This window comes from Rhodoglobus galactosidasius, from assembly GCF_054957775.1.
Genome location: NZ_JBQIAV010000003.1, coordinates 308,155 through 333,037, shown reverse-complemented (window position 1 = coordinate 333,037; position 24,883 = coordinate 308,155). Strand labels below are relative to the sequence as shown.

General features: G+C 60.5%; 26 protein-coding genes and 2 pseudogenes. 13 read left to right on the top strand and 15 right to left on the bottom strand.

Annotated features, from left to right (window positions below):
- Window positions 1–70: 70 nt before the first annotated feature.
- The gene (locus ACTJJW_RS05935; protein WP_462643204.1) at window positions 71–388 is read right to left on the bottom strand and encodes a hypothetical protein; all 318 of its coding nucleotides are present in this window, start codon (window positions 386–388) and stop codon (window positions 71–73) included.
- Between the two features lie 122 nt (window positions 389–510).
- Here ACTJJW_RS05935 and ACTJJW_RS05930 point away from each other — a divergent pair, with 122 nt between their 5' ends.
- From ACTJJW_RS05930 to ACTJJW_RS05920, 3 genes and pseudogenes are all read left to right on the top strand, one after another.
- Window positions 511–726 carry a hypothetical protein gene (locus tag ACTJJW_RS05930; RefSeq protein ID WP_462643203.1) on the top strand — a complete coding sequence of 72 codons (216 nt, stop codon included), beginning with the start codon at window positions 511–513 and terminating at the stop codon, window positions 724–726.
- Between the two features lie 33 nt (window positions 727–759).
- Window positions 760–945, top strand: a pseudogene (locus ACTJJW_RS05925) (hypothetical protein); the annotation flags it as partial.
- A gap of 338 nt (window positions 946–1,283) precedes the next feature.
- Entirely contained in the window at window positions 1,284–1,628 is a 345-nt protein-coding gene (locus ACTJJW_RS05920) for a hypothetical protein (RefSeq protein WP_462643202.1), read from the top strand.
- A gap of 68 nt (window positions 1,629–1,696) precedes the next feature.
- Here ACTJJW_RS05920 and ACTJJW_RS05915 read toward each other — a convergent pair whose 3' ends face one another.
- Entirely contained in the window at window positions 1,697–1,831 is a 135-nt protein-coding gene (locus ACTJJW_RS05915) for a hypothetical protein (protein ID WP_462643216.1), read from the bottom strand.
- Between ACTJJW_RS05915 and ACTJJW_RS05910 the strand changes: the two are divergent.
- Window positions 1,792–2,540: pseudogene (locus tag ACTJJW_RS05910) on the top strand (SOS response-associated peptidase). The gene ACTJJW_RS05915 and the pseudogene ACTJJW_RS05910 overlap by 40 nt on opposite strands.
- A 21-nt stretch (window positions 2,541–2,561) precedes the next feature.
- Here ACTJJW_RS05910 and ACTJJW_RS05905 read toward each other — a convergent pair.
- On the bottom strand, window positions 2,562–3,305 hold the full coding sequence (locus tag ACTJJW_RS05905; RefSeq protein ID WP_462643201.1) for a hypothetical protein: 744 nt from the start codon (window positions 3,303–3,305) through the stop codon (window positions 2,562–2,564).
- Between the two features lie 103 nt (window positions 3,306–3,408).
- Here ACTJJW_RS05905 and brig1 point away from each other — a divergent pair, with 103 nt between their 5' ends.
- Entirely contained in the window at window positions 3,409–4,161 is a 753-nt protein-coding gene (gene brig1, locus ACTJJW_RS05900) for an anti-phage DNA glycosylase Brig1 (protein ID WP_462643200.1), read from the top strand.
- Window positions 4,162–4,337: 176 nt separating this feature from the next.
- On the opposite strand, the gene ACTJJW_RS05895 is transcribed toward brig1, so the two are convergent.
- The 5 genes from ACTJJW_RS05895 to ACTJJW_RS05875 are packed head-to-tail and all read right to left on the bottom strand — an operon-like array spanning window position 4,338 to window position 10,396.
- Complete coding sequence (locus ACTJJW_RS05895) at window positions 4,338–5,153, bottom strand: HpcH/HpaI aldolase/citrate lyase family protein (RefSeq protein ID WP_462643199.1); 816 nt, start codon at window positions 5,151–5,153, stop codon at window positions 4,338–4,340.
- On the bottom strand, window positions 5,150–5,629 hold the full coding sequence (locus tag ACTJJW_RS05890) for a MaoC family dehydratase (protein ID WP_462643198.1): 480 nt from the start codon (window positions 5,627–5,629) through the stop codon (window positions 5,150–5,152). The genes ACTJJW_RS05895 and ACTJJW_RS05890 overlap by 4 nt, the downstream gene beginning before the upstream one ends.
- Window positions 5,626–6,798: an acyl-CoA dehydrogenase family protein gene (locus ACTJJW_RS05885; protein WP_462643197.1), complete on the bottom strand. Its 1,173-nt coding sequence runs from the start codon at window positions 6,796–6,798 to the stop codon at window positions 5,626–5,628. The genes ACTJJW_RS05890 and ACTJJW_RS05885 overlap by 4 nt, the downstream gene beginning before the upstream one ends.
- Complete coding sequence (locus tag ACTJJW_RS05880; protein ID WP_462643196.1) at window positions 6,795–8,789, bottom strand: acetyl/propionyl/methylcrotonyl-CoA carboxylase subunit alpha; 1,995 nt, start codon at window positions 8,787–8,789, stop codon at window positions 6,795–6,797. Before ACTJJW_RS05880 ends, ACTJJW_RS05885 begins: the two co-directional genes overlap by 4 nt.
- A 5-nt stretch (window positions 8,790–8,794) precedes the next feature.
- On the bottom strand, window positions 8,795–10,396 hold the full coding sequence (locus ACTJJW_RS05875) for a carboxyl transferase domain-containing protein (RefSeq protein ID WP_462643195.1): 1,602 nt from the start codon (window positions 10,394–10,396) through the stop codon (window positions 8,795–8,797).
- A 99-nt stretch (window positions 10,397–10,495) separates the two neighbouring features.
- Between ACTJJW_RS05875 and ACTJJW_RS05870 the strand changes: the two genes are divergently transcribed.
- The 3 genes from ACTJJW_RS05870 (at window position 10,496) to ACTJJW_RS05860 (ending at window position 12,361) form a co-directional block, all read left to right on the top strand.
- Complete coding sequence (locus tag ACTJJW_RS05870) at window positions 10,496–11,071, top strand: TetR/AcrR family transcriptional regulator (RefSeq protein WP_462643194.1); 576 nt, start codon at window positions 10,496–10,498, stop codon at window positions 11,069–11,071.
- 204 nt (window positions 11,072–11,275) lie between these two features.
- Window positions 11,276–11,875, top strand: coding sequence for a hypothetical protein (locus tag ACTJJW_RS05865; protein ID WP_462643193.1), 600 nt, complete (start codon window positions 11,276–11,278; stop codon window positions 11,873–11,875).
- A 168-nt stretch (window positions 11,876–12,043) separates the two neighbouring features.
- Window positions 12,044–12,361, top strand: a complete 318-nt coding sequence (locus tag ACTJJW_RS05860; RefSeq protein ID WP_462643192.1) for a YrhK family protein — start codon at window positions 12,044–12,046, stop codon at window positions 12,359–12,361.
- Window positions 12,362–12,562: 201 nt separating this feature from the next.
- Here ACTJJW_RS05860 and ACTJJW_RS05855 read toward each other — a convergent pair whose 3' ends face one another.
- The 6 genes from ACTJJW_RS05855 to ACTJJW_RS05830 all read right to left on the bottom strand — a co-directional run bounded on the left by ACTJJW_RS05855 (window position 12,563) and on the right by ACTJJW_RS05830 (window position 18,462).
- Window positions 12,563–13,333, bottom strand: a complete 771-nt coding sequence (locus ACTJJW_RS05855) for a hypothetical protein (RefSeq protein ID WP_462643191.1) — start codon at window positions 13,331–13,333, stop codon at window positions 12,563–12,565.
- Window positions 13,334–13,379: 46 nt separating this feature from the next.
- On the bottom strand, window positions 13,380–13,970 hold the full coding sequence (locus tag ACTJJW_RS05850; protein ID WP_462643190.1) for a signal peptidase II: 591 nt from the start codon (window positions 13,968–13,970) through the stop codon (window positions 13,380–13,382).
- Between the two features lie 35 nt (window positions 13,971–14,005).
- Window positions 14,006–15,406 (bottom strand): dihydrolipoamide acetyltransferase family protein, encoded by a 1,401-nt coding sequence (locus ACTJJW_RS05845; protein ID WP_462643189.1) that lies wholly within the window; start codon window positions 15,404–15,406, stop codon window positions 14,006–14,008.
- Window positions 15,406–16,407, bottom strand: a complete 1,002-nt coding sequence (locus ACTJJW_RS05840; protein WP_462643188.1) for an alpha-ketoacid dehydrogenase subunit beta — start codon at window positions 16,405–16,407, stop codon at window positions 15,406–15,408. Before ACTJJW_RS05840 ends, ACTJJW_RS05845 begins: the two co-directional genes overlap by 1 nt.
- On the bottom strand, window positions 16,404–17,522 hold the full coding sequence (gene pdhA, locus ACTJJW_RS05835) for a pyruvate dehydrogenase (acetyl-transferring) E1 component subunit alpha (RefSeq protein ID WP_462643187.1): 1,119 nt from the start codon (window positions 17,520–17,522) through the stop codon (window positions 16,404–16,406). Before pdhA ends, ACTJJW_RS05840 begins: the two co-directional genes overlap by 4 nt.
- A gap of 259 nt (window positions 17,523–17,781) precedes the next feature.
- Entirely contained in the window at window positions 17,782–18,462 is a 681-nt protein-coding gene (locus tag ACTJJW_RS05830; RefSeq protein WP_462643186.1) for a hypothetical protein, read from the bottom strand.
- A 32-nt stretch (window positions 18,463–18,494) separates the two neighbouring features.
- Here ACTJJW_RS05830 and ACTJJW_RS05825 point away from each other — a divergent pair, with 32 nt between their 5' ends.
- The 5 genes from ACTJJW_RS05825 to ACTJJW_RS05805 all read left to right on the top strand — a co-directional run bounded on the left by ACTJJW_RS05825 (window position 18,495) and on the right by ACTJJW_RS05805 (window position 24,399).
- A complete protein-coding gene (locus tag ACTJJW_RS05825) occupies window positions 18,495–19,349 on the top strand; it encodes an acyl-CoA thioesterase (RefSeq protein WP_462643215.1) in 855 nt (284 codons plus the stop codon).
- Between the two features lie 421 nt (window positions 19,350–19,770).
- Window positions 19,771–21,066, top strand: coding sequence for a quaternary amine ABC transporter ATP-binding protein (locus ACTJJW_RS05820; RefSeq protein ID WP_462643185.1), 1,296 nt, complete (start codon window positions 19,771–19,773; stop codon window positions 21,064–21,066).
- Window positions 21,063–22,046 (top strand): ABC transporter permease, encoded by a 984-nt coding sequence (locus tag ACTJJW_RS05815; RefSeq protein ID WP_462643184.1) that lies wholly within the window; start codon window positions 21,063–21,065, stop codon window positions 22,044–22,046. Before ACTJJW_RS05820 ends, ACTJJW_RS05815 begins: the two co-directional genes overlap by 4 nt.
- Before the next feature lie 103 nt (window positions 22,047–22,149).
- On the top strand, window positions 22,150–23,043 hold the full coding sequence (locus ACTJJW_RS05810; protein ID WP_462643183.1) for a glycine betaine ABC transporter substrate-binding protein: 894 nt from the start codon (window positions 22,150–22,152) through the stop codon (window positions 23,041–23,043).
- A 132-nt stretch (window positions 23,044–23,175) separates the two neighbouring features.
- The gene (locus tag ACTJJW_RS05805) at window positions 23,176–24,399 is read left to right on the top strand and encodes a glycerate kinase (protein WP_462643182.1); all 1,224 of its coding nucleotides are present in this window, start codon (window positions 23,176–23,178) and stop codon (window positions 24,397–24,399) included.
- A 16-nt stretch (window positions 24,400–24,415) separates the two neighbouring features.
- On the opposite strand, the gene ACTJJW_RS05800 is transcribed toward ACTJJW_RS05805, so the two are convergent.
- On the bottom strand, window positions 24,416–24,883 hold the full coding sequence (locus ACTJJW_RS05800; protein ID WP_462643181.1) for an acyl-CoA thioesterase: 468 nt from the start codon (window positions 24,881–24,883) through the stop codon (window positions 24,416–24,418).

Genomic DNA, 24,883 nt, shown 5'->3' with positions numbered 1-24,883 from the left:
AAGGCCATGAACGTCGCCATCGAAACTGTCGAGGAGGTGAACCTCATCCCCGAACTCACCGCCGCGTAAGCTAAAACCACTGACCCGCACGGAGATGAGAAATCACACCACTCGGCGGGACGTGACCCCACAGCTCGTGGTCGCGTTGAAATCCTTGCACTAGCCACTCGCGCATTTCGCGCATCGCATTGCTGAGCTGGTTCTCCGTGCCAACTAGCAAGTTGACCACCTCACCAGACGTTTTTTCAACGAACGCGTGTAGTTCGTTGGCACCGGGGTTGAACGCAGAAGATTCGGTAATCAGTTGGTCCACTTGCTTGCCTAACTCGTCTAGCACCTCACTGGTCCAGTCAGAGTTAGAAGAATTGTCTTTGTTCGTGTCCTTCATCGTCGCCCATCCTCCGCACGTTTCAGTGACGCGCACCTCTCGACCAAACACTACCCAGCCGGGGCGCACTCGGCAGCCTCTAGCTGTCGCCAGCTCCCTTTAGCCGTGAATTTCGGAGCTCAATGGCTGGCGTCTCAATCCGGTGGGCTCCGCGATTCACGCAGCTGTCGCCCGGCCCGCGACAGACTCTCTACTTCAAGCACCGTTGGAGCGCACGAGCGAAGTTCAATAGAGTGGTCAAAGTTGTCACGGCGTACAACACGACCTGGCTCCTCATTACGCCGTCCACGGTGCGCGGCACGCCCTCTCTCGTTAGTACCCAGAAAGCGGAGTTTTGAACGCCAACGCGGTCACCCACTATGTGGCCCGAGGTGGAGCCCGTGTTCGGTCAGATCCACACCCGGCAAGGAAAATTCGTTCTGCTGCGCGGCCTGGACCAAGCCGCCCACGAGTGGGACCTCATCGCCGCCTGCCACAACCTGATGAAGCTACACAGCGCGCAGACCCGAGCAATCCTGGCCACAAACACCGCGCTGACACCCCGACCAGCCACCTAACCACCGGCCTCGCCCCGCGGGCGCCCCCGCCCTACGGCGCCTCACGACTCTGGCTCTCTTTTCAGTCGGCAGCAACGCGGCGATACCTGAACCCGTCACCTCACACGACGAGGATCAGCCCGCCCCTGCGCCACGAAACCGGCCACAAAACCGATTACGCGACTACGGACCCACCTCAGCCTCAGAACCCACCTCACAATTTTTCTTCGCAGCGGCATCCACCCCAGAGACATACCCGGTGGCCTGAGCTACCAGATTCACGCGAACGGTTCTGTCGGCCATGAAAGCCCCTTTATCTGGGATGAGCGAATGTCACTATGAAGTCGTAGAGTGGCAGCATGAAACGATTCGCGACAGGACTCGCAACACTATCCGTACTGGCACTTTCCGCATGCTCAGCAGGCGGAGAGTCGATCGCCCGCGATGCGTGCACCGATGACGCAAAAACTCAAATAGCGGACGGTACCAACTGGGACTTCAGTGAGATCGAAACTTTCGACTTCTCCGAAGCACTATTTGAGGTGGGCGATTCGGGTTCACTCGATGACAACAAACGAACATGGACATCTAGCGGTACCGTGACCTACAAACTCGATAACAAAACCTACAAAAAAACCATGATCTGTATCGTCACAATCGAGAACGGGAAAATCACAGAACCAGCCGACGCATTACTGAGCTAGCGTTCCACCCGTATGACCCCAAACTTTCGGGAACGCAAATAGTTATTGCCAGACCACTCAGGTTTGTTCTACTCAGTTTCGAGCGCAAACAGTGACCAATCACGGGTAGGCATCCAAGCCTCGTAGCGGTACTTGCCGTCGGGGTTATCCGGGTCAGCATCCGGTGACATCGCCTCAGCAAGCGGTATGCCCAACTCGCCCAAAGAGTCCTCATACGCACCGAGGGCGACAGCAGTCCCGATTCGTTCTTGACGACAAAGTCAACGCCCTGATCGAGGAGTATGTTGCTGCCGGTGGTGACTTCCGTGAGTGGTCTGCCTCGTGGAACATCAAACCGACAACGCAGATACCGATCCTTTTCAAGGACGAAGAGCATGGGCACCGCGCCGAGCTTGCTCGGTGGTCTCTCGTTGCCGCGTGGGCGAAGGACCTTTCGCAGAAGTTCCCAACGTTCAATGCACGCTCAGAGAACATCACGAGAAGGCCACGTGGAAGAACCCTGTGAAATCCAAACGGGCCATCGTGCCGGCGACCGGCTACTTCGAATGGGTCACTGAAGGAAAAACCAAGACACCCAACTTCATCTACGATTCAGCAGGCGACCTACTCGGATTCGCCGGTGTGTACTCCTGGTGGAAAGACCCTTCCCAGGAAGGCGACGACGCGTGGTTGCTCTCAACAACGATCCTCACAATGGCCAGCGTTCCTGAACTCGCCCACCTTCACGACCGAAACCCGGTGACACTCCCCCGCGAGTTCTGGGACGAATGGACCGCCCCCACAACAGTGGGCGATCAAACTCTGGTTGATGCCGCAGTCGCGGCAGCGATACCTGTCGCGAGTTCCTTAGCCTTCCATCAGGTTGCGGTGCTGAAAAGTAACGGGCCCGACCTCATTTATCGGGTCCCCTGATCCCGCATTTGCCCTAGAGCCTCAGTCGGATACTCCGCCAAGAATAGATTCCTCGACGTTGATCGGCAGTAATAACTCATCGGACTGCTGGTCAAGCCTCGCCATTCGAGGCTTTCCGACAATTAGATCTTCCACCAGCCAAGCGGCGAACATGGCTGCCATCGCCGCAATATAGGTGGTGTTCACGCCGTGAGGATCCGTCGAAGTTGGCATCAATCGCATCTCGGCACCCTCTATTCGAAGGAAACCTGTCGTTGAGCTGCTGGTGACATGAGCTAGCTGAGACTGCTGTTTGTACACCATTTCGAGCATGTGCTTTTGGTCGGCTGCACGGAGCCTGTCGACGACTGGCGGCATCCCTTTGCCGAGTTTTCCAAGGCGTTCGGTCTCAACCTCCATCGCTTCGACGAGTTGCTCATTCTTGAGCCAAGTCGACATTTTGCCGTAGAAATCGAGGTGAGTAGCTTGGATGGTCGTGATGAGCTTCTCGAGGCCGCCGCTGGTGAAATGCGCCCATTGCGCCGTTGCGGCATGCTCGATTGCTTGCCGCGCGAGAACCACCGCTTCGCGCGGTCTTCCCGCCCTGTGTAGCGCAGCGAACGCAGCGGCATAACGGATGGCCTGTGCACATACGCCGTAGATCACATGGAACTCACGTGTGTCCGTTTCGTTAATGTCATAGGTGCGACCGAGCAGACGCGTTTCCTGCTCCTCAATGAACGCGAGGAGATCTTCCACCGGTGGAATTCTTTGTTCGAGGCTCACGCCCCAAATCTACGACCATCTTGCAGCAGCAGGAAGATCGTCGGAGCGACGACGTTCACCGCATGGTGTTCATGAGGCCACGGACTTTAAGTACCATTAGCGCATGTCTGCACTCGTTGATCTCGTAAAGTTCTGGGATCGCGAAACAGAACGTTGGATTCGTGGCGACCTCGACGTTCCGGATCGCCTCCGTCCCTGGTTCGACTCGTATCAGGGCAAGGGCCACGGCGCTGTGCGCCTCGACGTGTTTCCAGAACCGTATACAGGCAAATTAATTGGCAATGACGCGCCGATCATTATGCTCGGGTTGAATCCGGGTGGTGCCGTGCCACGCTTCCAAGCGCATGGCGGCTACTTTGTTAAGCAATTAGAGTCGATGACCTATCACGACTGGGCTTCTACGGCCCCGTACGTCGGTGAGCTTTGGGAGTCGATCCACGGCCGGAATCGCTTTTACCGCAACCGATTCAAATTCGCTCAGCGTCTATTTGAGCGTTCCGAATGGCAGATGTCTAACGGGGTATTTTTCGAGTTATATCCCTACCATTCTTCCCGAGTGACCGGATCTATGGCACCACCGGCCGAAGCGCTCCGCGAGTTCATCCTTGAGCCGCTTGGAGAGCTCAATTCCAGTTTTGTGTTCGCCTTCGGTAAACCATGGTTCGACGTACCGCGTCGTCTAAACCTCCCACCTGGACGTGACCTCAAAGTGGAATGGGCGACTCCGAGCCGCACAGCCAAAGCATTCCCGCTGCCATCTGGCCAAGAACTCATTGTCATGGCACAAAATGGCTATGCAGGTCCTCCGGGCGCAGCCGACACGGACGCTCTAGCCAAGGCGCTCAATCTCCGCTGACCTCGGCGACGAAATGACATGCTGACAACTTTCGCACCACGAAGCACGAACTTCCATCGGCTGTAAACATCTAGGGCAGTTTGGCGCTGCAACTTCAACGAGCACATCACGCCATGCTGGACGGTCGACCGTCGCAAACAAAAACGAACAGGTCTAAATCGCGCAGATCTGCTTGTTTACCCCTCGCGCAGCACCGCCCGCGCAACCACACACTCGGCGTGACGCAGGATCGGGCCGTCGATCATCCGGCCCTCAAAGCTGAAGACGCCGTGCTGGCCCTCTGCAGCCGCCAAGAGTGCGCGCGCTGACGCAATCTCCTTGACGGTCGGCGCATAGCTCTCGCGCACAACCGCGACCTGAGAGGGATGAATGCAGGCCGTCGCCGTGAACCCGAGTGCTGCAGCATCCCGAGCCTCAGCACCGAGACCCTCCGTGTCGGCAATGTCGAGATGCACGGCGTCGATCACTGCCTTCGAATAGGCACCAGCCGCAAGCAACACCGACGACCGCGCATGAAGCGCCACGCCCCGGTAGGGCCCGTCGTCAACACGTGACGAAGTTCCCCCGAGCGAGGCAACCAAATCTTCGGCACCCCACATGAGAGCGACCACGCAATCGAGCGCCGCAAGGCTAGTTGCTGCGAGCACACCGCGAGCCGTCTCGCACAGGGCGATTACGTCGAGCTCGGTGAGCGCATCGAAATCGGCGACCGACTCTGCCTTCGACAACATGACGGTGCGGTACTCGGTCTGTTCGAGAGCTTCGAGGTCGCTGTCGTGGTCTTGGGTACCCGCGGGGTTGATGCGCACGATGGTGCGTGCCGGATCCAGCGGGTTCGCGATGAGTGCCTTGCGACCCGCAGCCTTGTCGACGCTCGCGACAGCATCCTCAAGGTCGATAATCACGGCATCCGCCCGCTCCAGTGCTTTCGCGTAGCGATCGGGGCGGTCAGCAGGAACAAACAGAATCGACGGGCCCAGTGTGAAGCTCATGGTGCGTTCTCCTCAGTCCAGACCATCACCGAGCGGGTTGCCACAGCAACGACAACGCCTTCTTGGTTCTTGGCGGTGTGACGCAGCGTGATGATGCCCTGCCCTGGCCGCGACTTCGAGAGCCGCTTCTCCAACACTTCGGTCTCGGAATACATCGTGTCGCCGTGATACAGCGGATGCGGAAAGTTGACCTCGGTGAAGCCCAAGTTGGCCACAATAGTGCCCTGAGTCAGCTGAGCGACGGATGCTCCCACCATCGTCGAGAGCGTGAACATCGAGTTCACCAAACGCTGCCCGAAGGGCTGCTCGGCCGACCACGCAGCATCCAAATGCAAGGACTGCGTGTTCATCGTGAGCGTCGTGAAGAAGACATTGTCGGCTTCGGTGACGGTGCGGCCGGGCGCGTGCAGATAGACGACACCCTCTTCGAATTCCTCGAACCAGAGGCCGCGCTGCTGAATGCGTTTGCCGGTCATAGTGTGGCGAACCCCAGCTCACGAGCAATGACCATCATCTGCACCTCGGTCGTACCTTCGCCCAGTTCGAGCACCTTGGAGTCGCGGTAGTGGCGAGCGACAGGGTTCTCGTTGAGGAAGCCGTAGCCGCCAAAGATTTGTGTTGCGTCTCGTGCGTTATCCATGGCCGCCTCGCTGCTGATCATTTTCGCCAAGCTCGCCTCCATCTTGAAAGGACCTCCGGCAACCAGTTTGCGGGCTGCATCGTAGGTTGCCAAGCGTGCCGAGTGAACTCGTGCCTGCATCCGCGCAATCTTGAACGCGATGTGCTGGTTCGAGCCAATCGAGCGACCGAAGACATGGCGCTCGTTGGCGTAGCGAATCGACTCTTCGAGACAACCTTGCGCTGCGCCCGCGCAGAGCGCGGAGAACGCAACACGCCCCTCATCAAGGGTTTCGATGAAGTTAGCGAAGCCGCGACCGCGCTCACCCAACAGGTTCGCTTCGGGAACACGCACGTTGTCGAACGACAGAGGATGCGTGTCAGACGTGTGCCAGCCGACCTTGTCATAGGGCGGGTGCACCGTGAAGCCGGGCGTACCGTTGGGAACCAGAATGGCGCTGAGCTCAGGCTTGCCGTTTTCGCGGCGGCCCGTCACTGCCGTCACTGTCACGACCTTCGTGATCTCGCTGCCCGAATTAGTGATGAACTGCTTCGTTCCATTGATAACCCATTCACCATCGATGAGCTCCGCCGTGGTCTTGGTTCCGGCAGCATCGGATCCGGCATCCGCCTCGGTAAGCCCGAAACCAGCCAGTGCTTCACCACGCGCGAGCATCGGAACCCACTCCTGCTTCTGCTCTTCGGTGCCCTGTTTGAAGATAGGCATCGCACCGAGGCCAATGCCGGCTTCGAGCGTGACCGCGATCGACTGGTCTACGCGAGCCAGCTCTTCAATCGCTAGGCACAGCGAAACATAGTCTTTTCCTTGACCACCGAATTCTTTCGGGAAGGGCAAACCAAAGAGGCCCATCTCCCCCATCTGGGCGATGATGTCGTACGGCAGTTCACGCTTCGTGTCGTACTCGTACGCCGCCGGTGCCACGACGGTGTCGGCGAAGTGGCGGACGTCGGCTTTCAGCTTCTTCTGCTCGTCGGTAAGGCCGAGGTGGGAAATTTCGTAACTCATGGGGTTTCTCCTTCAATGCTCGCTTGTGGCGATTCGATTCGGGCAACAATCTGGTCTCGTGTGACCAGATCGCCAGGCTTCAAGCTGATCTCGACAACCCCATCAAGGGTCGCGACGACGGGGTGTTCCATCTTCATGGCTTCAATCGTTAGTACCGTTTGACCGGCAGTTACCGTGTCGCCGTGAGCAACAGCAACCGCAACAACGGTGCCGGGCATGGGCGAACGCAGTTCGGGATCGATGACGCCGGCGACCCTCGCGAGCGTGGCGCGATGGGCTGTTAGCGATTCGGCGCGGCTCTGCTCTTTCAGGGCGAACGAAGTGCCCTGCTGGGCGATCCAGATGGTGGAGGCTTCGGAAGCTGCGGTCGCGCTGTCGCGAGCGATGGTGAGAGCGACGCTCAGCGTGCCCCACTCGATGCCGGTCGAGGTCAGCCGAGCTGGCTTGCTCTCCCCCGCGACCGTGACTTCCGCAGCGCTCGGCGGTCCGGTAACCAGAACCTCGTGCACAATCCCAGCACACTCGATACGGTAGCGGGCCGGGCGATGCTGACCGACTCTCCAGCCGCTCGGCTGCTGCCAGGGTGAGCCCGGCATCCACCGCTCAGAATGGATGCTCAGGGCCGCCGCAGCAAGCACGGCAGGGCTCGGGGCCGTGAACTCGATCTCGGCCAGAGCCCGTTCGATGAGGCCCGTATCGAGCGCACCGGCGCGAACGTCGTCGCGAGCGAGCAGCGCACGCAAGAATTCGATGTTGGTGGTGACGCCCAGGATTACGGTGTCAGCCAGTGCGCGATCGAGCTTCGTGAGGGCTTCTTCTCGCGTGGCCGCGTGCGAGATGACCTTGGCGAGCATCGGGTCGTAGTTGGCGGAGACAGTGCCACCCTCGACGAGCGAGCTATCGACACGCACGTCGGTGGCCTCGTGAAGGTCAACGATCTGGCCCGCAGAGGGCAAGAAGTCGTTGGCCGGGTCTTCGGAATAGATGCGGGCCTCAACCGAGTGGCCGCTGAGCTTCGGCGTCTCCACTGTGAGCTTCTCACCCGCAGCAATGCGCACTTGCCACTCCACCAGGTCGATGCCTGTGACCAATTCGGTGACTGGATGCTCCACTTGCAGGCGCGTGTTCATCTCCATGAAGAAGAACTCATCGGGCGCGTTGTCGGAAACCAAGAACTCCACGGTGCCTGCGCCGACGTAGCTGACGCTGCGCGCAACCTCACACGCGGCCTCACCAATCCGCTGACGCGTCGCCTCATCGAGCAGTGGCGACGGCGCTTCTTCGATGATCTTCTGGTGGCGGCGCTGCAGCGAACACTCGCGCTCCCCCAGATGAATCGTCGTGCCGTGACTGTCGGCCAGAACCTGCACCTCGATGTGGCGCGGCTTCTCCACAAGGCGCTCGAGAAAGAGGGTGTCGTCGCCAAACGCCGCACTGGCAACACGACGAGCGGAAGCGAGAGCATCGGAAACCGCGGCAGCCTCGCGCACAATCGTCATACCCTTACCGCCACCGCCCGCCGACGGCTTGATGAGCAGGGGGAACCCGACATCGTCGGCCGCAGCCACAAGATCATCGTTCGTCATGCCCGGCTCAGCAACACCGGGAATCACGGCGACGCCGCGCTCGGTCACGTGCTTCTTCGAGGCGATCTTGTCGCCCATGATCTCGAGCGCCTCAACGCCCGGACCGATGAATGTCACGCCGGCCGCTACACACGCCTCAGCGAGGTGCGCGTTCTCCGACAAAAATCCGTAGCCCGGATGAATCGCCTCAGCGTTCATGCCCGGAACGGCATGGGCGGCAGCAACGACCTCATCGACCGACAGGTAGCTCTCGATTAGGACTGCGGAATCCGCGACCCGTACGTGCTTCGCATCCCGGTCGTGCTCGGTGTACACCGCGATGGAGCGGATTCCCATCGAGTGCAGGGTGCGCGTGATGCGACAGGAAATTTCGCCACGATTGGCGACCAGAACAGCAGAAAACATGGCCATCACATCCGGAAGAGGCCGAAGCCCGGGTCTGGCAGCGGGGTGGCCGCAGCGATATCGAGAGCCATGCCGAGCACGTCTCGAGTGTCCTTGGGGTCAATGATTCCGTCATCCCACAGGCGGGCCGTCGAATAATACGGGCTGCCCTGACGTTCGTATTGCTCACGGATGGGCTTCTCGAATGCGACCTTGTCGTCGTCGGTGAACTCATCTTCGCCGAGCTGATCGCGGCGAACCGTGGAGAGCACGGCGGCAGCCTGAGGGCCGCCCATGACCGAGATGCGGGCGTTGGGCCACATCCACAAGAAACGAGGCGAATAGGAGCGTCCACACATCGAATAGTTGCCGGCACCGAACGATCCCCCGATCACGACGGTGAACTTGGGCACACGCGTCGTGGCGACCGCGGTGACCATCTTGGCACCGTTCTTGGCGATGCCGCCGGCTTCATATTCCTTGCCGACCATGAATCCCGAAATGTTCTGCAGAAACAGCAGCGGAATGCCGCGCTGATCACACAGCTCGATGAAGTGAGCACCCTTGAGGGCCGACTCGCTGAACAGCACACCAGCGTTCGCAATGATGCCGACCAGGTGTCCGTGCAGCGTCGCGAAGCCCGTGATGAGTGTCGTGCCGTATTCCTTCTTGAACTCGTGGAACTCGCTGCCATCAACGAGGCGGGCGATCACTTCGCGCACTTCGTAGGGGCTCTGCACGTCTGTCGGTACGACGCCGTAGAGCTCATCGGGGTTCACGTCCGGAGGACGCGATTCGATGACGTCCCAGGCGGGAGCAGCAGGCTTCGGGATCGTCGCGATGATGTCGCGCACAATCTGCAGCGCGTGCCGGTCGTCATCGGCGAGGTGATCGGTAACGCCCGAGGTGCGAGCGTGCACGTCTCCCCCGCCAAGCTCTTCGGCCGTCACGATCTCACCAATGGCCGCCTTCACGAGCGGAGGACCACCCAAGAAGATCGTGCCCTGATTGCGCACAATGATCGTCTCATCGCTCATGGCCGGCACATAGGCGCCACCAGCCGTACAGGAGCCCATGACCGAGGCGATTTGCGGGATGCCCGCCGCCGAGAGTCGCGCCTGGTTGTAGAAGATGCGCCCGAAGTGATCGCGGTCGGGAAAGACCTCGTCTTGCATCGGCAAGAAGGCGCCGCCTGAGTCGACCAGGTACACGCACGGCAGCTTGTTTTCAAGCGCGATCTCTTGAGCCCGCAAGTGCTTCTTGACGGTGAGCGGAAAGTAGGTGCCGCCCTTGACCGTCGCGTCGTTCGAGATGACAAGAACCGGGCGAGAGTGGATGAGACCGATGCCGGCGATGACCCCAGCACCGGGCGCTTGATCGTCGTAGATGCCGTTGGCCGCGAGAGGGGCGATTTCGATGAAGGGGCTTCCCTCATCCAGAAGCTCATCGACGCGATCGCGAGGCAGCAGCTTGCCGCGAGACACGTGACGTTCGCGAGACTTCTCCGAGCCACCGAGAGCCGCCGTCGCGAGTCGCTCGCGCAATTGCTCCACGAGTGAGCGCATTGACTCTTCGTTGGCCGCGAACGTCGGATGAGACGGTTGGGCGGCTGTAGAAATTCTCTCCATCGAACACCTTCGTTCTGCGCAGCTTATGGCCACTTGGGTTAGTCACTACTAACTCAAATTAGGTTAGCGAGCATTAACCGAACTGTCTAGACTCTGAGCATGAACGAAACGCCAACTCCGCGAAGCCAAGCGAAAGCAGATCGGCGAGAAGCACTCCTCGATGCTGCCGCCAGCCTCTTCGCCGAGCGCGGCTTCACTCGGGTTTCGCTCGAAGATCTTGGCTCAGCCGCTGGCGTCAGTGGCCCCGCCGTCTACCGCCACTTCGACGGGAAACAGGCAGTACTCGCCGCAATGCTCGTGGATGCCAGCACCGACCTCTGCGCGGGAGCCAACACCGTGATTGAGTCCGCACCCTCGGCCCGCGCCGCGCTCGAAAGCCTCGTGGAGTTCCACGTCGAGTTTGCGCTCGCCAATGCCAACGTCATCCGCGTGCAGGATCGTGATCTCGATAGTCTCACCGACGACGACCGGCACACCGTGCGCGCGCTGCAGCGCAGCTACGTCGAGCTGTGGGTTGCCACGCTCGCTCGCCTGCATCCGGATGCCGCCACGAGTGAATTACGCACGCGCGCGCATGCCACCTTCGGCCTCATCAACTCCACTCCCCACAGTGGGCGTGCGGGCGCTACGCGTGCCGTGCTCGAACGGATGGCGTTGGCGGCGCTCGACGCCTGAGGCGTAAGGCGTGAGACGTGAGACGTGAGACGTGAGACGTGAGACGTGACAGCTGAGAGGTGCGGCCAGAGGCCCAGGACCTCCCCCACGATCAATCACGCTTTCCTCACCGTTCTCTCAGCTTCGCCATAGTGTCCTGATAGGCACGGCCAGCAGTCTTCATCTAACACACCGGATATTCCGGAAAGGATGAAAGGAACCACCATGAACAAGAAATTGATCACCGGAGCAGCGGGCGTAGTTTTGGTCTCGTCTGTCGGGTTGGCCATGGCCCTGCCCGCCCAGGCTGAAACTTCCACAACCCACGCCACCAGCACTAGCGCGTCCGAATCGGGCGACACGACAACCGGTGACCACGCTGGCCGTGGTCACCGCGGAAATGGATTCGACGCCGCAGCGCTCGCCACCAAGCTGGGAGTCGCTGAGACCGCCGTGACTGACGCCATGTCGGCCGTGCGTGATGCCGCCGATCCCGCCAACCGCCCAGACGCGGATGCCACCGCAGACGAGCGGGAAGCCGCCAAGGATGCCCGCCAGTCCGCATTCGTTTCGGCTCTCGCCTCCGAGCTCAACATCGACGAAGACACCGTCACCGCGGCGCTGACCGAGCTCCGCACCGAGATGCAGGCTGAACGGTCCGCATCACACGCGGCAACCCTCGACGACGCTGTCACCGACGGCACGCTGACTCAAACTGAGGCTGACGCCGTTCAGAAGGCCATGGACGCCGAGATCCTTGGCGCACGTGGCGACCGAGGCGACCGCGCCGAAAGCAACCACGACCGAGGCAACACCGAACGCTAGAGCGAGCAACACGATGGAGGGCCTGCGACTTGACGGTCGCAGGCCCTTTCGTGTGCGCCGAACGCGCACTGACTTTTCGGCCACTCCGTTTCGTCCGGGTTTGGCGCCGCACTGCCGTCACTGCGAAACTGTGGGCGACCCGCGCTGACCGATCGAAGGACGAAACGCATGAGCGACACCGCCTCTAGCAGCCACAAAGCGAACGCCAAGAACCCGATCGTGTTCCATATCGGCCGCGACGAGCTAGTGATTCGTCAACGCTACGAAGCTCTGAGCATCGTGAACGACATCCTGATTGGGTTGCTGTTTCTCGTGGGGAGCATCCTCTTCTTCACTCCTGAACTCACGCACGCCGGCACCTGGCTATTCGTGCTCGGCAGCATTGAAATGCTGATTCGCCCGGCCATTCGGCTCTCGCAGCGCGTACACCTCGGCCGTTACTACCCGAGTGCTGCAGCTCAGCCCACCAGCGGCCAAGACTTCTAGGCGAGTTACCCCTCAGACGCCGCCACCGTCTCGATCTCCACCGTCGTCACTGGTCGCGACCCCGGCTACAGCGCGGGAGTCAGCCTCCCGGCGCTCGCCACGACCATGCAGAGGTCGAGGCCGAGGCCACGGTCGGAACACACGCTGCCTCAATCAGAGCTACCAGTCGCTATGGCGGCTCCAGTGGTCAGGCTCTAAGCCTCAGGACTCGTCGAGGCCGCCCAGGCGCCGCAGTACGGCGTTCAGGAGCGTGCCCGCCGCATCCGGTATTACATGGTGGTTGAGGTAGATGCCCTCCAGCCACGGCAAGACTTCGTCTGAGGGGAGTCCGATAACGTCCCAGTCGACCCCGGGCAGAGCTTTGGAGCGGGGCGAACCCGTGCGGGCGTCAGTCCAGGCTTCGGCGATCGGTTGGTCGGGCTCAGACTCTCCAGCGCCCCAGGCGAGTGCGATCGGATGATTCTCGCCCTCGATGTGGTCGTGGGTCACGCTCCCGGCGCCGAGCCAGGGCAGCGTCAACAGCTCTCCCTCAACCTCGATCTCAAGCAACTCGAGCTGCACAGGCTCCTCCACCTCGCAAATGTAGAGATCAAACCCGGTGTCGCGCCAGGCCGCAGCCTGGGTGATGTCGTCTAGCAGGTTCGGAATGAGCGCGTGGAAGTCGCTGGCCAGCCTCGTCGCCCACTGCAGGAGCGTGCTGGTGTCGTCGGCCGACCATGGGCTGGAGTCGCGATGCTCGCCGGCCGGGGTATGGAAATGATGGCTGACGCCGGCGCTGGTCGTCTCGAGGTGCAGCTGGCCATTCCCATACTCGACGTGCAGATCGCTCAGTTGCGCTTCGTCGTCCCAGTCCGCAAAGAGTTCAGGATCGGACAGTGCCGGTGGCAGATCAATCGGTGGCGTACGTCTCGTTCCAAGATTGAGAACGGCCCGCAGTCGCGTGTTGGGCATGCGCAGGCTGAGGTCAGTCATCCCGCAATTCTAGATGAGTGAGCCGTCATGGCCGCGCGGGCGCTTACTACTTTTCGGGCGCGGATGAGTCTGTCGCCGCGGGCGCCGCCGCAGCATCCGTACCACTGGTTGCAACCGGCTCAGGCTTGCTGGCGATGCCCATGAGCGAAATGATCACGATCATGGTGGCAGCGCCAACGAGCGCGATGTCGGCAATATTGCCGATGAAGTATCCGTTGTAGTTGATGAAGTCGACGACATGACCGCGAGCAAAGCCGGGATCGCGGAATAGCCGATCGCCCAAGTGAGTGGTCGCTCCGCCGAGCAGGAGGCCGAGCGCAAACGCCCATGCGCGAGACTCGACGTGCCACGCATACCGAATAATCGCAACGACCGCGATCGCGGCAATGATCGTGAGCACCCAGGTGAATTCTTCGCCGATGGAGAACGCCGCACCGGGGTTGTAGACGAGCTGGAACGAAAGCAGGTCACCGATTATGGGGATGTTCTTTCCGTCACCGAGGGTTGATACAGCCCACCATTTGCTCGACTGGTCGACAGCAACCACGAACGCCGCGAGCGCAAAAACGCCCCACAGCAAACGTCGCGATACACGCGGTTTAGTGGTGGCCGCAGCGGGGTCGAGATTTTCGGTCATAAGACCATTGTCCCCTGAATCGGCCACCCCTCGTGTCACACCATGCTCAGAACGATGCCTGGGTCCCGCAGAATCGCGCCAACGTCGGTGAGGAATCGGGCGCCCTGTTCGCCATCAACGAGTCGGTGATCGAACGACAGGCTGAGCGTCATCACGTCGCGTAGCGCAACCTCACCACGGTGTTCCCACGGCATTTTTCGCACTGCGCCCATGGCAAGAATCGCGGCTTCGCCTGGATTCAGGATGGGGGTGCCTGCATCGATTCCGAACACACCAACGTTGGTGATCGAGATTGTTCCGCCGCTCAGCGATGCCGGGGTGGTTTTGCTTGCGCGCGCATCACGGGCGATAGCGCCGATGGCGCCCGTTAGTTCAGCCAGGTTCATCGCATCGGCGTCTTTGAGGTTGGGAACCATCAGACCCCGCGGTGTCGCGACAGCAATGCCCAGATTCACGTAGCCGAACTCGACGATCTCGTTGGCTTCGGCATCCCACCGCGAATTAAGTGAAGGATTGCGAGCGATGCCGATACACATCGCTTTTGCGATGACTGCGAGCACGGATGCCGCGCCGCCCCCAGCTTTCAGTCGCGCAACAAGTTCGATGGTTCGGGTCACGTCAATCGTCAAAAACTCGGTGACATGAGGCGCCGTAAACGCGCTCGACACCATCGCTGCAGCGGTTGCCTTGCGCACCGATTTAATCGGAGTGCGCTGCTCACGCAGGCGAGCGTTCGATCCGCCCGCTCGTGTCGACGATTCGCCTGTAGCTGACGTCACGGCCTCGACTGAACTGTGGCCTCCGGCATCGGCCGCCTTCGACACGTCGTCACGGGTGATGACATCATCAGGTCCGCTGCCCTGCACTCGCGTGAGGTCGACCCCGAGGTCGTGTGCGAGCTTGCGAACTGGCGGAGTGGTCTTGGTGCGCGCCTCGGCCGGCGTGGCGGTGACTCCGTCGGATTGGGCGGATGCTTCAACGGTCGAAGCGGGAGCGTCGGCAGCAGTCGCCGGTTCGTTCTCCTGCGGGACTGATTGCGTCGTGCGAGGCTTTCGCGTCGGGCGCTTGCCGCTCTCTACAGCAGGGCCATACCCGACCAAGACCGAGTTGCGCTCGGGAGCATCCGACTTCTCCGCACCACCGGCATCGGCCGCAGCACTGGCATCGCCAGCACCACCGGAACCGACGGCAGCACCCTCGAGCTCAAACGTGACGATCTTGGTGCCGACGGTCACTGTCGCACCCGGCTCAGCATGCAGCGCTGCGATCTTGCCAGCAACCGGCGACGGCAGTGACACAATCGCTTTCGCCGTTTCGACTTCGGCAATGGGCTGGTTCAACGTCACCATATCGCCGACGGCCACGTGCCATTCAACGATCTCTGATTCGGTGAGGCCCTCCCCCAGATCGGGCAGAGCGAACTCCTTAACGGCCATCACGCACTCCATCCTGTGAGCGAATTCACGCGACCAAGAGCGCGATCAACACCATCGAGAATGCGGTCGAGGTCAGGCAAGAAGTGGTCCTCCAACTTTGCTGGCGGATAGGGCACATCGAAGCCCGTGATCCGCACGGGAGCCGACTCAAGGTAGTAGAAACAGCGGTCGGTCAGAGTCGCTGCAATTTCAGCGCCAAGGCCGCCAGACTCGGATGCTTCGTGGGTGATCACGAGCCGCCCAGTCTTCTGCACGCTTGCCGAAACGGTGTCGAAGTCGACCGGTGAGAGCGAACGCAAATCGACCACCTCAATAGAGATTCCGTCGTCGGCTGCCGCCAGTGCGGCATCCAGAGCCGTCGCCACCAGCGGACCATACGTGACAAGAGTCACATCGGTGCCCTCAACAACAACGCGTGCTTTACCCATGGGCAGACCAACAGCGTCTTCGTCGACTTCGCCCTTTGTCCAGTAGCGGCGCTTGGGCTCAAAGAACAGCACGGGGTCATCGCTCGCGATCGCTTCACGCAGCATGCTGTGCGCGTCCTGCGGGGTCGAACAGGTCACGACCCGCAATCCTGCAGTGTGCGCAAAATACGCTTCGGGCGACTCGGAGTGATGCTCAACCGCGCCGATGCCTCCGCCGTACGGCACACGAATCGTCAGGGGCATCCGCACATTTCCGGCCGTTCGGTAGTGCAGCTTTGCTACCTGGGCAACGATCTGGTCGAAGCCCGGATAGATGAATCCGTCGAACTGGATTTCGCACACCGGACGGTAGCCGCGGAATGCGAGCCCGACCGCCATGCCGATGATTCCTGCCTCGGCAAGTGGAGTATCCATCACTCGTTCTGTGCCGAAATCACGCTGAAGACCATCGGTCACACGAAAAACTCCGCCCAATGTTCCGATGTCTTCGCCCAGCAGCACGACCTTATCGTCGTCGCTGAGTGCTCGGCGCAATCCTAAGCCGAGAGCTTTTGCCAGAGTTAGTTCAGTCATTTCTCAAACCCCTCTAGATAGGCCTTGTATTGGCTTTTTTGACGGGCAAGGCCCGAGTGCTCGGTCGCGTAGACGTTGTCGAACACACTGAGCGGTTCGGGGTTCTCGAGCCCGAGACATCCTGCACGGAACTCTGCAGCGACCTGATCTGCCCGGCCCTGAATGGATGCCGCCAGTTCGTCGGTCAGCACCCCTTCTCTGCGCAAAAAGGCTTCGACGCGCGCGATCGGATCCCGTGCTTCCCACTCTTTGGCAACCACCGGGTCGACATAGCGGCTCGGGTCGTCAGAGGTGGTGTGCGGTCCACGGCGGTACGTCACGGCTTCGATGAAGGTGGGGCCTCCGCCGTTGCGTGCACGGTCAAGGGCGCTGCGGGTTGCGGCCATGACGGCGAGCACGTCGTTTCCATCAACCCGGATGCTTGGGATGCCGAATCCGGGTGCACGATCGGCGATCGGCCGCTGTGCTTGCAACCCCACGGGCTCGGAGATGGCCCACTGGTTGTTCTGGCAGAAGAAGATGACGGGAGCACTGAAGGAGGCCGCGAAGACCATCGCTTCGCTCACATCACCTTCGCTGGTGGCACCGTCACCGAAATAGGCGACCGCAACGCTGTCAACGCCGTCCTTTTTACATCCGACGGCGTATCCGGTGGCATGCAGCGTCTGGGCACCAATAATCACTGCGGGGGTAGCCATTCCGACAGAGAACGGATCCCACCCCGAGGCTGCGGTACCACGCCACACCCGCACGAGATCGGGCAGCTTCACGCCGCGGCAGTAGGCGACAGCGTTCTCGCGGTAGCTGGAGAACACAAAGTCGTCGGGGCGCAGAGTGCGAGCTGAACCGACTTGGGCGGCTTCTTGACCGAGCAGCGGCGGCCAGAGGCCTAGTTCGCCCTGACGTTGAAGGGCAGTCGCTTCAGTATCGATGCGACGCACAATAATGAGGTCTTCATAGAGGCTCGCGAGTTGATCACCTGTGACATCCGAAACCCAAGGGTCATAGAGGCCATCGCTCAGCCGATTTCCATCAGGGTCAAGAAGCTGCACGAACTCAGGGTTCTGCTTCTTAGGCTCAGATTTCTGGGCTTTTACGGGCACGGTAGTACTCATCGTTCCTCCGATCTGCCATTGCGTATGCAGGTAAGCCACGCTCAAGCGATCCTCACAACCGTGATCGGTAAACCACAGGTTGACCCGAGCCTCGTCGCCCGGAGTTAATTTGACCGTACCTACACACCGCACCGTTCACAAGGTGCCACACGAAAGTTGCCATAGAATTCGCGGATGGCAGAACAGCTGGAGGCGTCGCCGCGCTGATACTGACAGTGAATTTCGTCAGCGCGGTAGCTGCAATGTTCGAGCTAGCGCGCTAGCGGGCGACTGACCAGGCGCGGCGTTTCACGAGCACGTGTCCGCGCTTCGTCGTGACTCGGGTCCACGCACCGGATTCGTAGACTGACGCAGAGTCGTCGTCGCCGAGGAATCCCAGGCTCACCGCTGCAAAGCCTGCGCCTGCGGGCAGGTACTCAGGGTTATCTAGCGGACGCCCCCATACTTCGGTGCGCATCTTGTGCACGATCGCTTCACCGACGCCGCTGGGGATCGCTTTCGCGACTTCGTCGATCCCTTCGCGAGCAGCTTCTTCAAGCACAGCGCTGGCAACCGAATCGATCGCAACCCAGCCTCCCCGCGGCGGCGTAATCGCAGCCCACGTGACGGTGCTGACGCTCATCGGCAGGCTCACCGTGACGGGCTCACCGGACGAGTCAGCGGATTCCTCCACAGCGCTCTCGACGCGCCCCACTAGGGAACGCACAGGCACGACGGCGTCGAAGGTGTCTTTCGACGTGAGCGCGAAGGTGCGGAGGCCGAGAACGGTCGGGCTGTCGTCGAGGAGTCCGGCTGGGTGCAGCACGGAAACATACACCGCAAGCACACCTGCGCCACCGATTAGTCGAACGGAGCCGTCATCAACACGAGCAGCACGGCCTAAAAAGACGTGCAGATCACCGAGGGCAAGGGAATCCACCAAAGTAAACGATCCAGTCATAGGTCTCCTAAACTACAGGCATGAGCGACCCTATGTCTGGGCTTCTAACTGCCCTCGATCTGACCGACACCGGCGCACGAACTAATGAAGACATCTTTACCGGTCCGAGCCAATGGATGCCGCAGGGTCGAGTCTTCGGCGGTCAAGTGCTTGCGCAGGCTCTCGTAGCAGCTCAGCGCACTCTTGCTGAGAATCGCATCGTGCACTCAATGCACGGATATTTCTTGCGCCCGGGAGACATCAACCTCCCGATCACGTTCTCGGTAGATCGCATCCACGACGGTCGATCGTTTTCGACTCGGCGCACGCAGGCCTATCAGGATGGCGTGCCGATTCTCTCGGCAATCGCTTCGTTCCAGGACGAGGATGAGGGTCTCGATCATCAGATCGAGATGCCCAACGACCTGCCCGACCCGGAGTCACTGCCCACGACAGCAGAATCGCTGGCGTCTCTAGATCATCCGGTCGCTCGCTATTGGGCGTCCGAGCGCCCCTTTGACATGCGCTATGTTCCTTCGCCCATCTTCATTTCAGTTGAGGGAGGGCACGTGGCGCACCAGGCCGTCTGGTTGAAGTCGGTGGGCCCGATGCCTGACGATATGAACTTGCATCGCGCAGCACTCGCTTATGCCAGCGATTATTCGATTCTCGAGTCGATCATGCGTCGCCACGGGCTCGCGTGGGCGACTCCCGGCATCAAGGTTGCGAGCCTTGACCACGCCATGTGGTGGCACCGCGAAGCGCGAGTGGATGAGTGGCTTCTCTATGTACAGGAGTCGCCAAATGCGATTGGTGGGCGCGGTCTCTCGCTGGGTCGCATCTTCGATCGATCGGGCCGACTTATCGCCAGCGTTGCTCAAGAAGGCATGGTGCGGCCTCCGCGCTAGGCCGTCATATTCGTCGCGATACGGCCCGAAATAGTTTCGCCAATGTAACGAATAGGCAACGAAGGCTACCGCTTCGATGCCTATGGTGCCGGGGATCCGAGGCACCAAAAAGCTCCCTATGTCCCCAATCTGGCGGACTCGAACCTGCACAAAAGCCGTAAAAGCGTTACGTTTGTTTACGGCCCGGTTCTCGGTGCGGCATATTCGGCGCTGTGGACGGGGCGCTACGAAATCAGGCCGCGCACGCCATCCCGCTAGTCGGGTAGACGTTCGTACGGTTGTTTCGCACTGGAACCATTCCGACAATGATTCCCCTCCCCATGTTGGCTCGATTGAGCGCCACGTGAGCAGCTAAGTGTGTGCAACCCGGACCGTAATCGAGAAGAGCGGAGCCCCCAGGGTGCCGAGCATTCAGGAGAACGTGACCGAAGAAATCGCAGTCAGCGCCAAGAACCTTTATAAGGTCTTCGGCCGCCGCCCGAATGAAGCAGTCGAGCGGCTCCAACATGGAGCCTCTCGAGACGAGATCACAGAACTGGGCACTGCTGCCGTTATCGATGCGAGCTTCGACGTTCACAAAGGCGAAATCTTCGTCGTTATGGGCCTCTCCGGATCGGGCAAGTCAACGCTGATCCGCATGCTCAACGGACTGTGGGACACCACTTCCGGATCAGTAACCGTTGGCGACGATGTCATTTCTGGCATCTCCGCTTCGAAGCTTCGCGATGTCCGTAAACGTCGCATCTCGATGGTGTTCCAGCATTTCGCGCTGTTCCCTCACCGCAGCGTTCTTGAGAACGCCGCCTATGCCCTCGAAGTGCAGGGCATCCCGCGAACTGAACGTCTTGCTCGCGCACAGAAGACTATTGACCTCGTTGGCCTTAAGGGCTGGGGCGAGAAGATGCCGTCTGAGCTCTCGGGCGGAATGCAGCAGCGCGTAGGCCTCGCCCGTGCACTTGCTGCCGACACCGACGTGCTCCTTATGGACGAAGCGTTCAGCGCTCTCGACCCACTGATTCGTCGCGAAATGCAAGAGCAGCTGCTCGAGCTTCAGACCGCACTGGGCAAGACCATCGTCTTCATCACTCACGACCTCAACGAGGCCATGTTCCTCGGTGACCGCATTGCAGTGATGCGTGAAGGTCGCATCGTTCAGATCGGCACACCGGAAGACGTCCTCACCGACCCCGCCAACGACTATGTTGCGCAGTTCGTTCAGGATGTTGACCGCTCACGCGTTCTCACAGCATCAAGCGTCATGGAACCGGTCCGAGCGACAGTATTCGCTGGCTCGGGGCCACGCGCGGCGTTGAAGATCATGCGTGATCTACAGACTTCGACAGCGTTTGTCGTCAGCCGTGATCGCACCTTGCAGGGCATTGTTCGCGATGCTGAGGCCATGAAACTTGTCCGCCGCAGCGAGACCGACATGTCGTCGATCCTCAGCGACGACTTCAACGTTGTGCAGGGAGACACCTCGCTTTCTGAACTTTTCGTTCCGTCGGTAGAGAGCCCGCTTCCCTTGGCAGTTGTGGATGAACGCGGTCGCCTTATTGGCGTTGTGCCGCGCGTAACGCTGCTCGCCGCACTCGGCAACGTCAACACCGATACCGGTGACTTGCCTGTCATCGATCCGCCGTTGACTGTCTCTACAGCGTTGATCACGGACGCCCTTGCCACGCCTGAAACCGCCACCGATAAGGAGGTCGCACGATGAATGACTTCCCCAGACTTCCCCTTGGCCAATGGGTCGAAAACGGCATCGATTACATCACCGTAACTTTTGGTGTCTTCTTTGACGTAATCAAGTTCATCATCGCGTCGGTTGCCGACGGAATGAACCTCGTCTTCACGTCGCCACCATTTTGGGTGATGCTCATCATCTTCGCTGTGGTCGCATTTATTGCCCGCGGATGGGTGTTCTCACTCGGGACCACGGTCAGTTTCCTTCTGATCCTCAGCTTGGATCAGTGGGATAACGCGATGGATACCCTTGCGCTGGTGCTGGTAGCAGCAGCAATCGCGGTGGTGATCAGTGTTCCGCTCGGAATTCTTGCCGCGAAGTATCAAACGGTTTCCACGATCGTGAAGCCAATTCTCGACTTCTTGCAGACGATGCCCGCATTCGTCTACCTGATTCCTGCACTGATCCTCTTCCGTATTGGAGATGTGCCCGGAATTGTTGCAACCGTGCTCTTCGCACTTGCACCCGGCGTGCGACTCACCGAGCTCGGTATTCGTGGCGTTGACAAGGAGGTTGTTGAAGCTGGCCAGGCATTCGGCTCCTCACCGAGCCGCATCTTGCGACAGATTCAGCTCCCGTTGGCTCTCCCCTCGATCATGGCTGGCATCAACCAGGTGATCATGCTCTCGCTCTCGATGGTCGTTATTGCCTCGATGGTGGGCGCTGGTGGTCTCGGAAAGCCAGTAATTCAGAGCCTCAGCCGGGCGGATGTCTCGCTCGGGTTCGAAGCTGGTCTCTCGGTCGTGTTGTTGGCGATCTTCCTTGACCGGCTCACGGCATCCTTCGGCACCGGCAAGGGATACTTCCGCTTCATCATGGAGTCGTTCAACTTCCGCGGCCGGTCCGCAGAAGCTAGTGCGACAGAAGCTAGTGCGGCAGAAGCTAACGGAACCAACGCGACTACTTCGGCCGCAAGTACCGAACCAGCCGAACTCACTCCCCCAGTTCGCTAATTTTCGGGCGCTCACCCGCGCTCGTTTCCCGTACGCAGAAAATCCTGTGTGCATCGACGTCAACACCGTCAACGCTTAAGCGTCGACAGAAAAGGACGACACAATGAAGAAGCAGACACGCGCTGCATTCGCAATCGGAGCGGCAACGCTCCTCGGTCTGTCGGCTTGCGCTGCAGGCGGAGACGACACTGCGGCAGGTGACGCTCCTGAGAACAAGGATCTCACCATCGCCGTATTCAACGGATGGCCCGAGGGCGAAGCAGTTTCGTTCCTTTGGAAGGCAATCCTTGAAGACAAGGGCTACAACGTCGAGCTGGAATACGCTGACGTTACCCCGATCTTCTCGGGACTCAGCACCGGCGACTACGACCTCGCGCTTGACGGATGGCTTCCAGTCACCCACGCAAGCCTGATGGAAGAGTACGGTGCAACGATCACCGACCTCGGCGCATGGAACACCGAGGCTGGCCTCACTGTTGCAGTGAACGAAGACGCACCGATCGACTCGCTCGAAGAGCTCGCAGCTAACGCTGACGCGTTCGGTAACCGCATCGTCGGTATCGAGCCTGGCGCCGGTCTCACCGAGGCAGTCATGACCAAGACCATGCCCACGTATGGCCTTGACGACATGGAACTTCTGACCTCGTCAACCCCCGCGATGCTTGCTGAACTTCAGGCAGCCCTCGACAACGGCGAGAACATTGCTGTTACGCTCTGGCGTCCGCACTGGGCCTACGATGCATTCCCCATCAAGGACCTCGCTGACCCAGAGGGAACTCTCGGAGACGCAGAAGGCATTCACTCCTTCTCACGCGACACCTTGAGCGACGACATGCCAGAAATCACTGAGTGGATCTCTGACTTCAAGATGGACTCAGAGCTGCTCTACTCGCTCGAGAACGTCATGTACAACGAGTACGAGGGAACCGACTTCGAGCCCATCGTTGCCGACTGGATCGCAGCGAACCAGGACTACGTAGACGGCCTCACCAGCTAATACTGTGTGAACCGCAGTGTTGATAGCACTGTGATCTACGAAAAGGGGTCGCCTTCGGGCGGCCCCTTTTTTCGTGCCCGCTGGCTATGCGGGTGGCACCGTACGGGGTCTCGCTCGCGCTAGGGTCGAAGTGTGCCTGACATTCACAGCCCCGTGATCGTGATCGCCCCCGACTCCTTCAAAGGAAGCCTCAGCGCTGCGGAAGCCACCGCTGCCCTTGAACGTGGTGCCCGGGAAGTGTTGCCAGAGACTGCAACGGTGCTGACATTCCCCATGGCAGACGGCGGCGAAGGATCTCTTGACACTGTGCTTGCCGCCTGGTTGCAGCCAACGCTGTCCATGGCGACTGTCGACGCCCTTGGGCGTGAGCGCGACGCCGACTACGGCTTCGACCTTGACGGTCGCCGTGCCGTCATCGAAGCTGCCCAAGCCAACGGCCTTCCCGACGTTTCAGATGTTCCCCTGCAGCCTCTCCGCGCCGATAGTTACGGCGTGGGCGTCATTGCCGCCAGCGTTATCGAGCGCGGCGCCCGCGAAATCACTCTCTTTCTTGGCGGTTCTGCCAGCAGCGACGGCGGTACCGGACTCCTGCAGGCCCTCGGCGCGCGATTTCTTGACGCCGACGGTGTCGAACTGACGCCAGGCGGCGGAGCGCTGGCCGCCCTCGAAACGATCGACCTCAGTAGGCTGATTGCCGGCGCAGTGGAGACGCACTGGCGCGTTGCCGTCGATGTCACCAACCCGCTCACCGGAACGGATGGCGCAGCCCACGTATTTGGGCCACAGAAGGGTGCTTCGGTATCCGATGTCGCAGTGTTGGATGCCGGACTCACCCGGCTTTCGGAGGTGCTGGCCGAGACCACACTCGCCTCCGAGGGCAGCTTTTCAGCGGCGGGCATTGCATCGCTGCCGGGGATGGGCGCGGCGGGCGGAATCGCTGCGGGACTCGTCGCGTTGTTCGGAGCGGAGCTCGTGCCCGGTGCACAACTCGTCGCCGACGCGATCGGTTTGAGCGATGTCATAGAGCGCGCAGACGTGATTCTCACTGGTGAGGGACGCCTCGATCAACAGTCTCTTGATGGCAAGGTCGTCGACTACCTTCGGGGAGCCAAAGGCACCGAATCATGGCTGGCTGTTGTGGCTGCTGTAATCCATCTCACTCCCGAGGAGTCTTCGGCCGCTGGCATCGACCTTGCCTTGCCTCTCGGTTCGGGAATCGAGAATCGCAAAGAGCTCTTTCAGTACGCCGCCCAGCTTCTCGAAGCGCGAGGCGCGCACGCGATTGCCGAGTGGCTAGACCTCAACGATCCGGATGCGGATGTCGACGAGGAAATCGCAGACGAGGAAGACGCTTGAAAGCTGAGCGGGCGCTCTAGCGTCGTTTAGCGAACTGCAGCGGCTCTTCCGCGTAGCGGGCGAAGACGGCGCGCTGCTCGTCGCTGATGCGCTGCGGGCGCGACGTGACAGCGTCGACGAGGACAAGCGTCGTTGAGGCTCGCACATACAATTGGCGGGGTTCGACGCCGACGGGGGTATGAATTTCGTAACAGACTTCGAGGCTCGCTCCCCCGACGCGACCGATCCACAATTCGATGTCGATGGGTTCGCGCAGGTACGGAATCGGCAAAAGATATTCGATCTCTTGCCGCGCGATAAGCGTCATCGTTGGGCCGCCGGGGCGACCGTCAAGCACTGCGGTGAGGGGCGCATCCGCACCCGCTGCTGGCCAGAATGCGTGGATGCGCGCCTCTTCGAGCAGGCGAAACACTTCGGCATTGTTGACGTGTTGGTACGCGTCAACGTCTGACCAGCGCAGCGGGAGCGGTACGTGAAGCCTCAT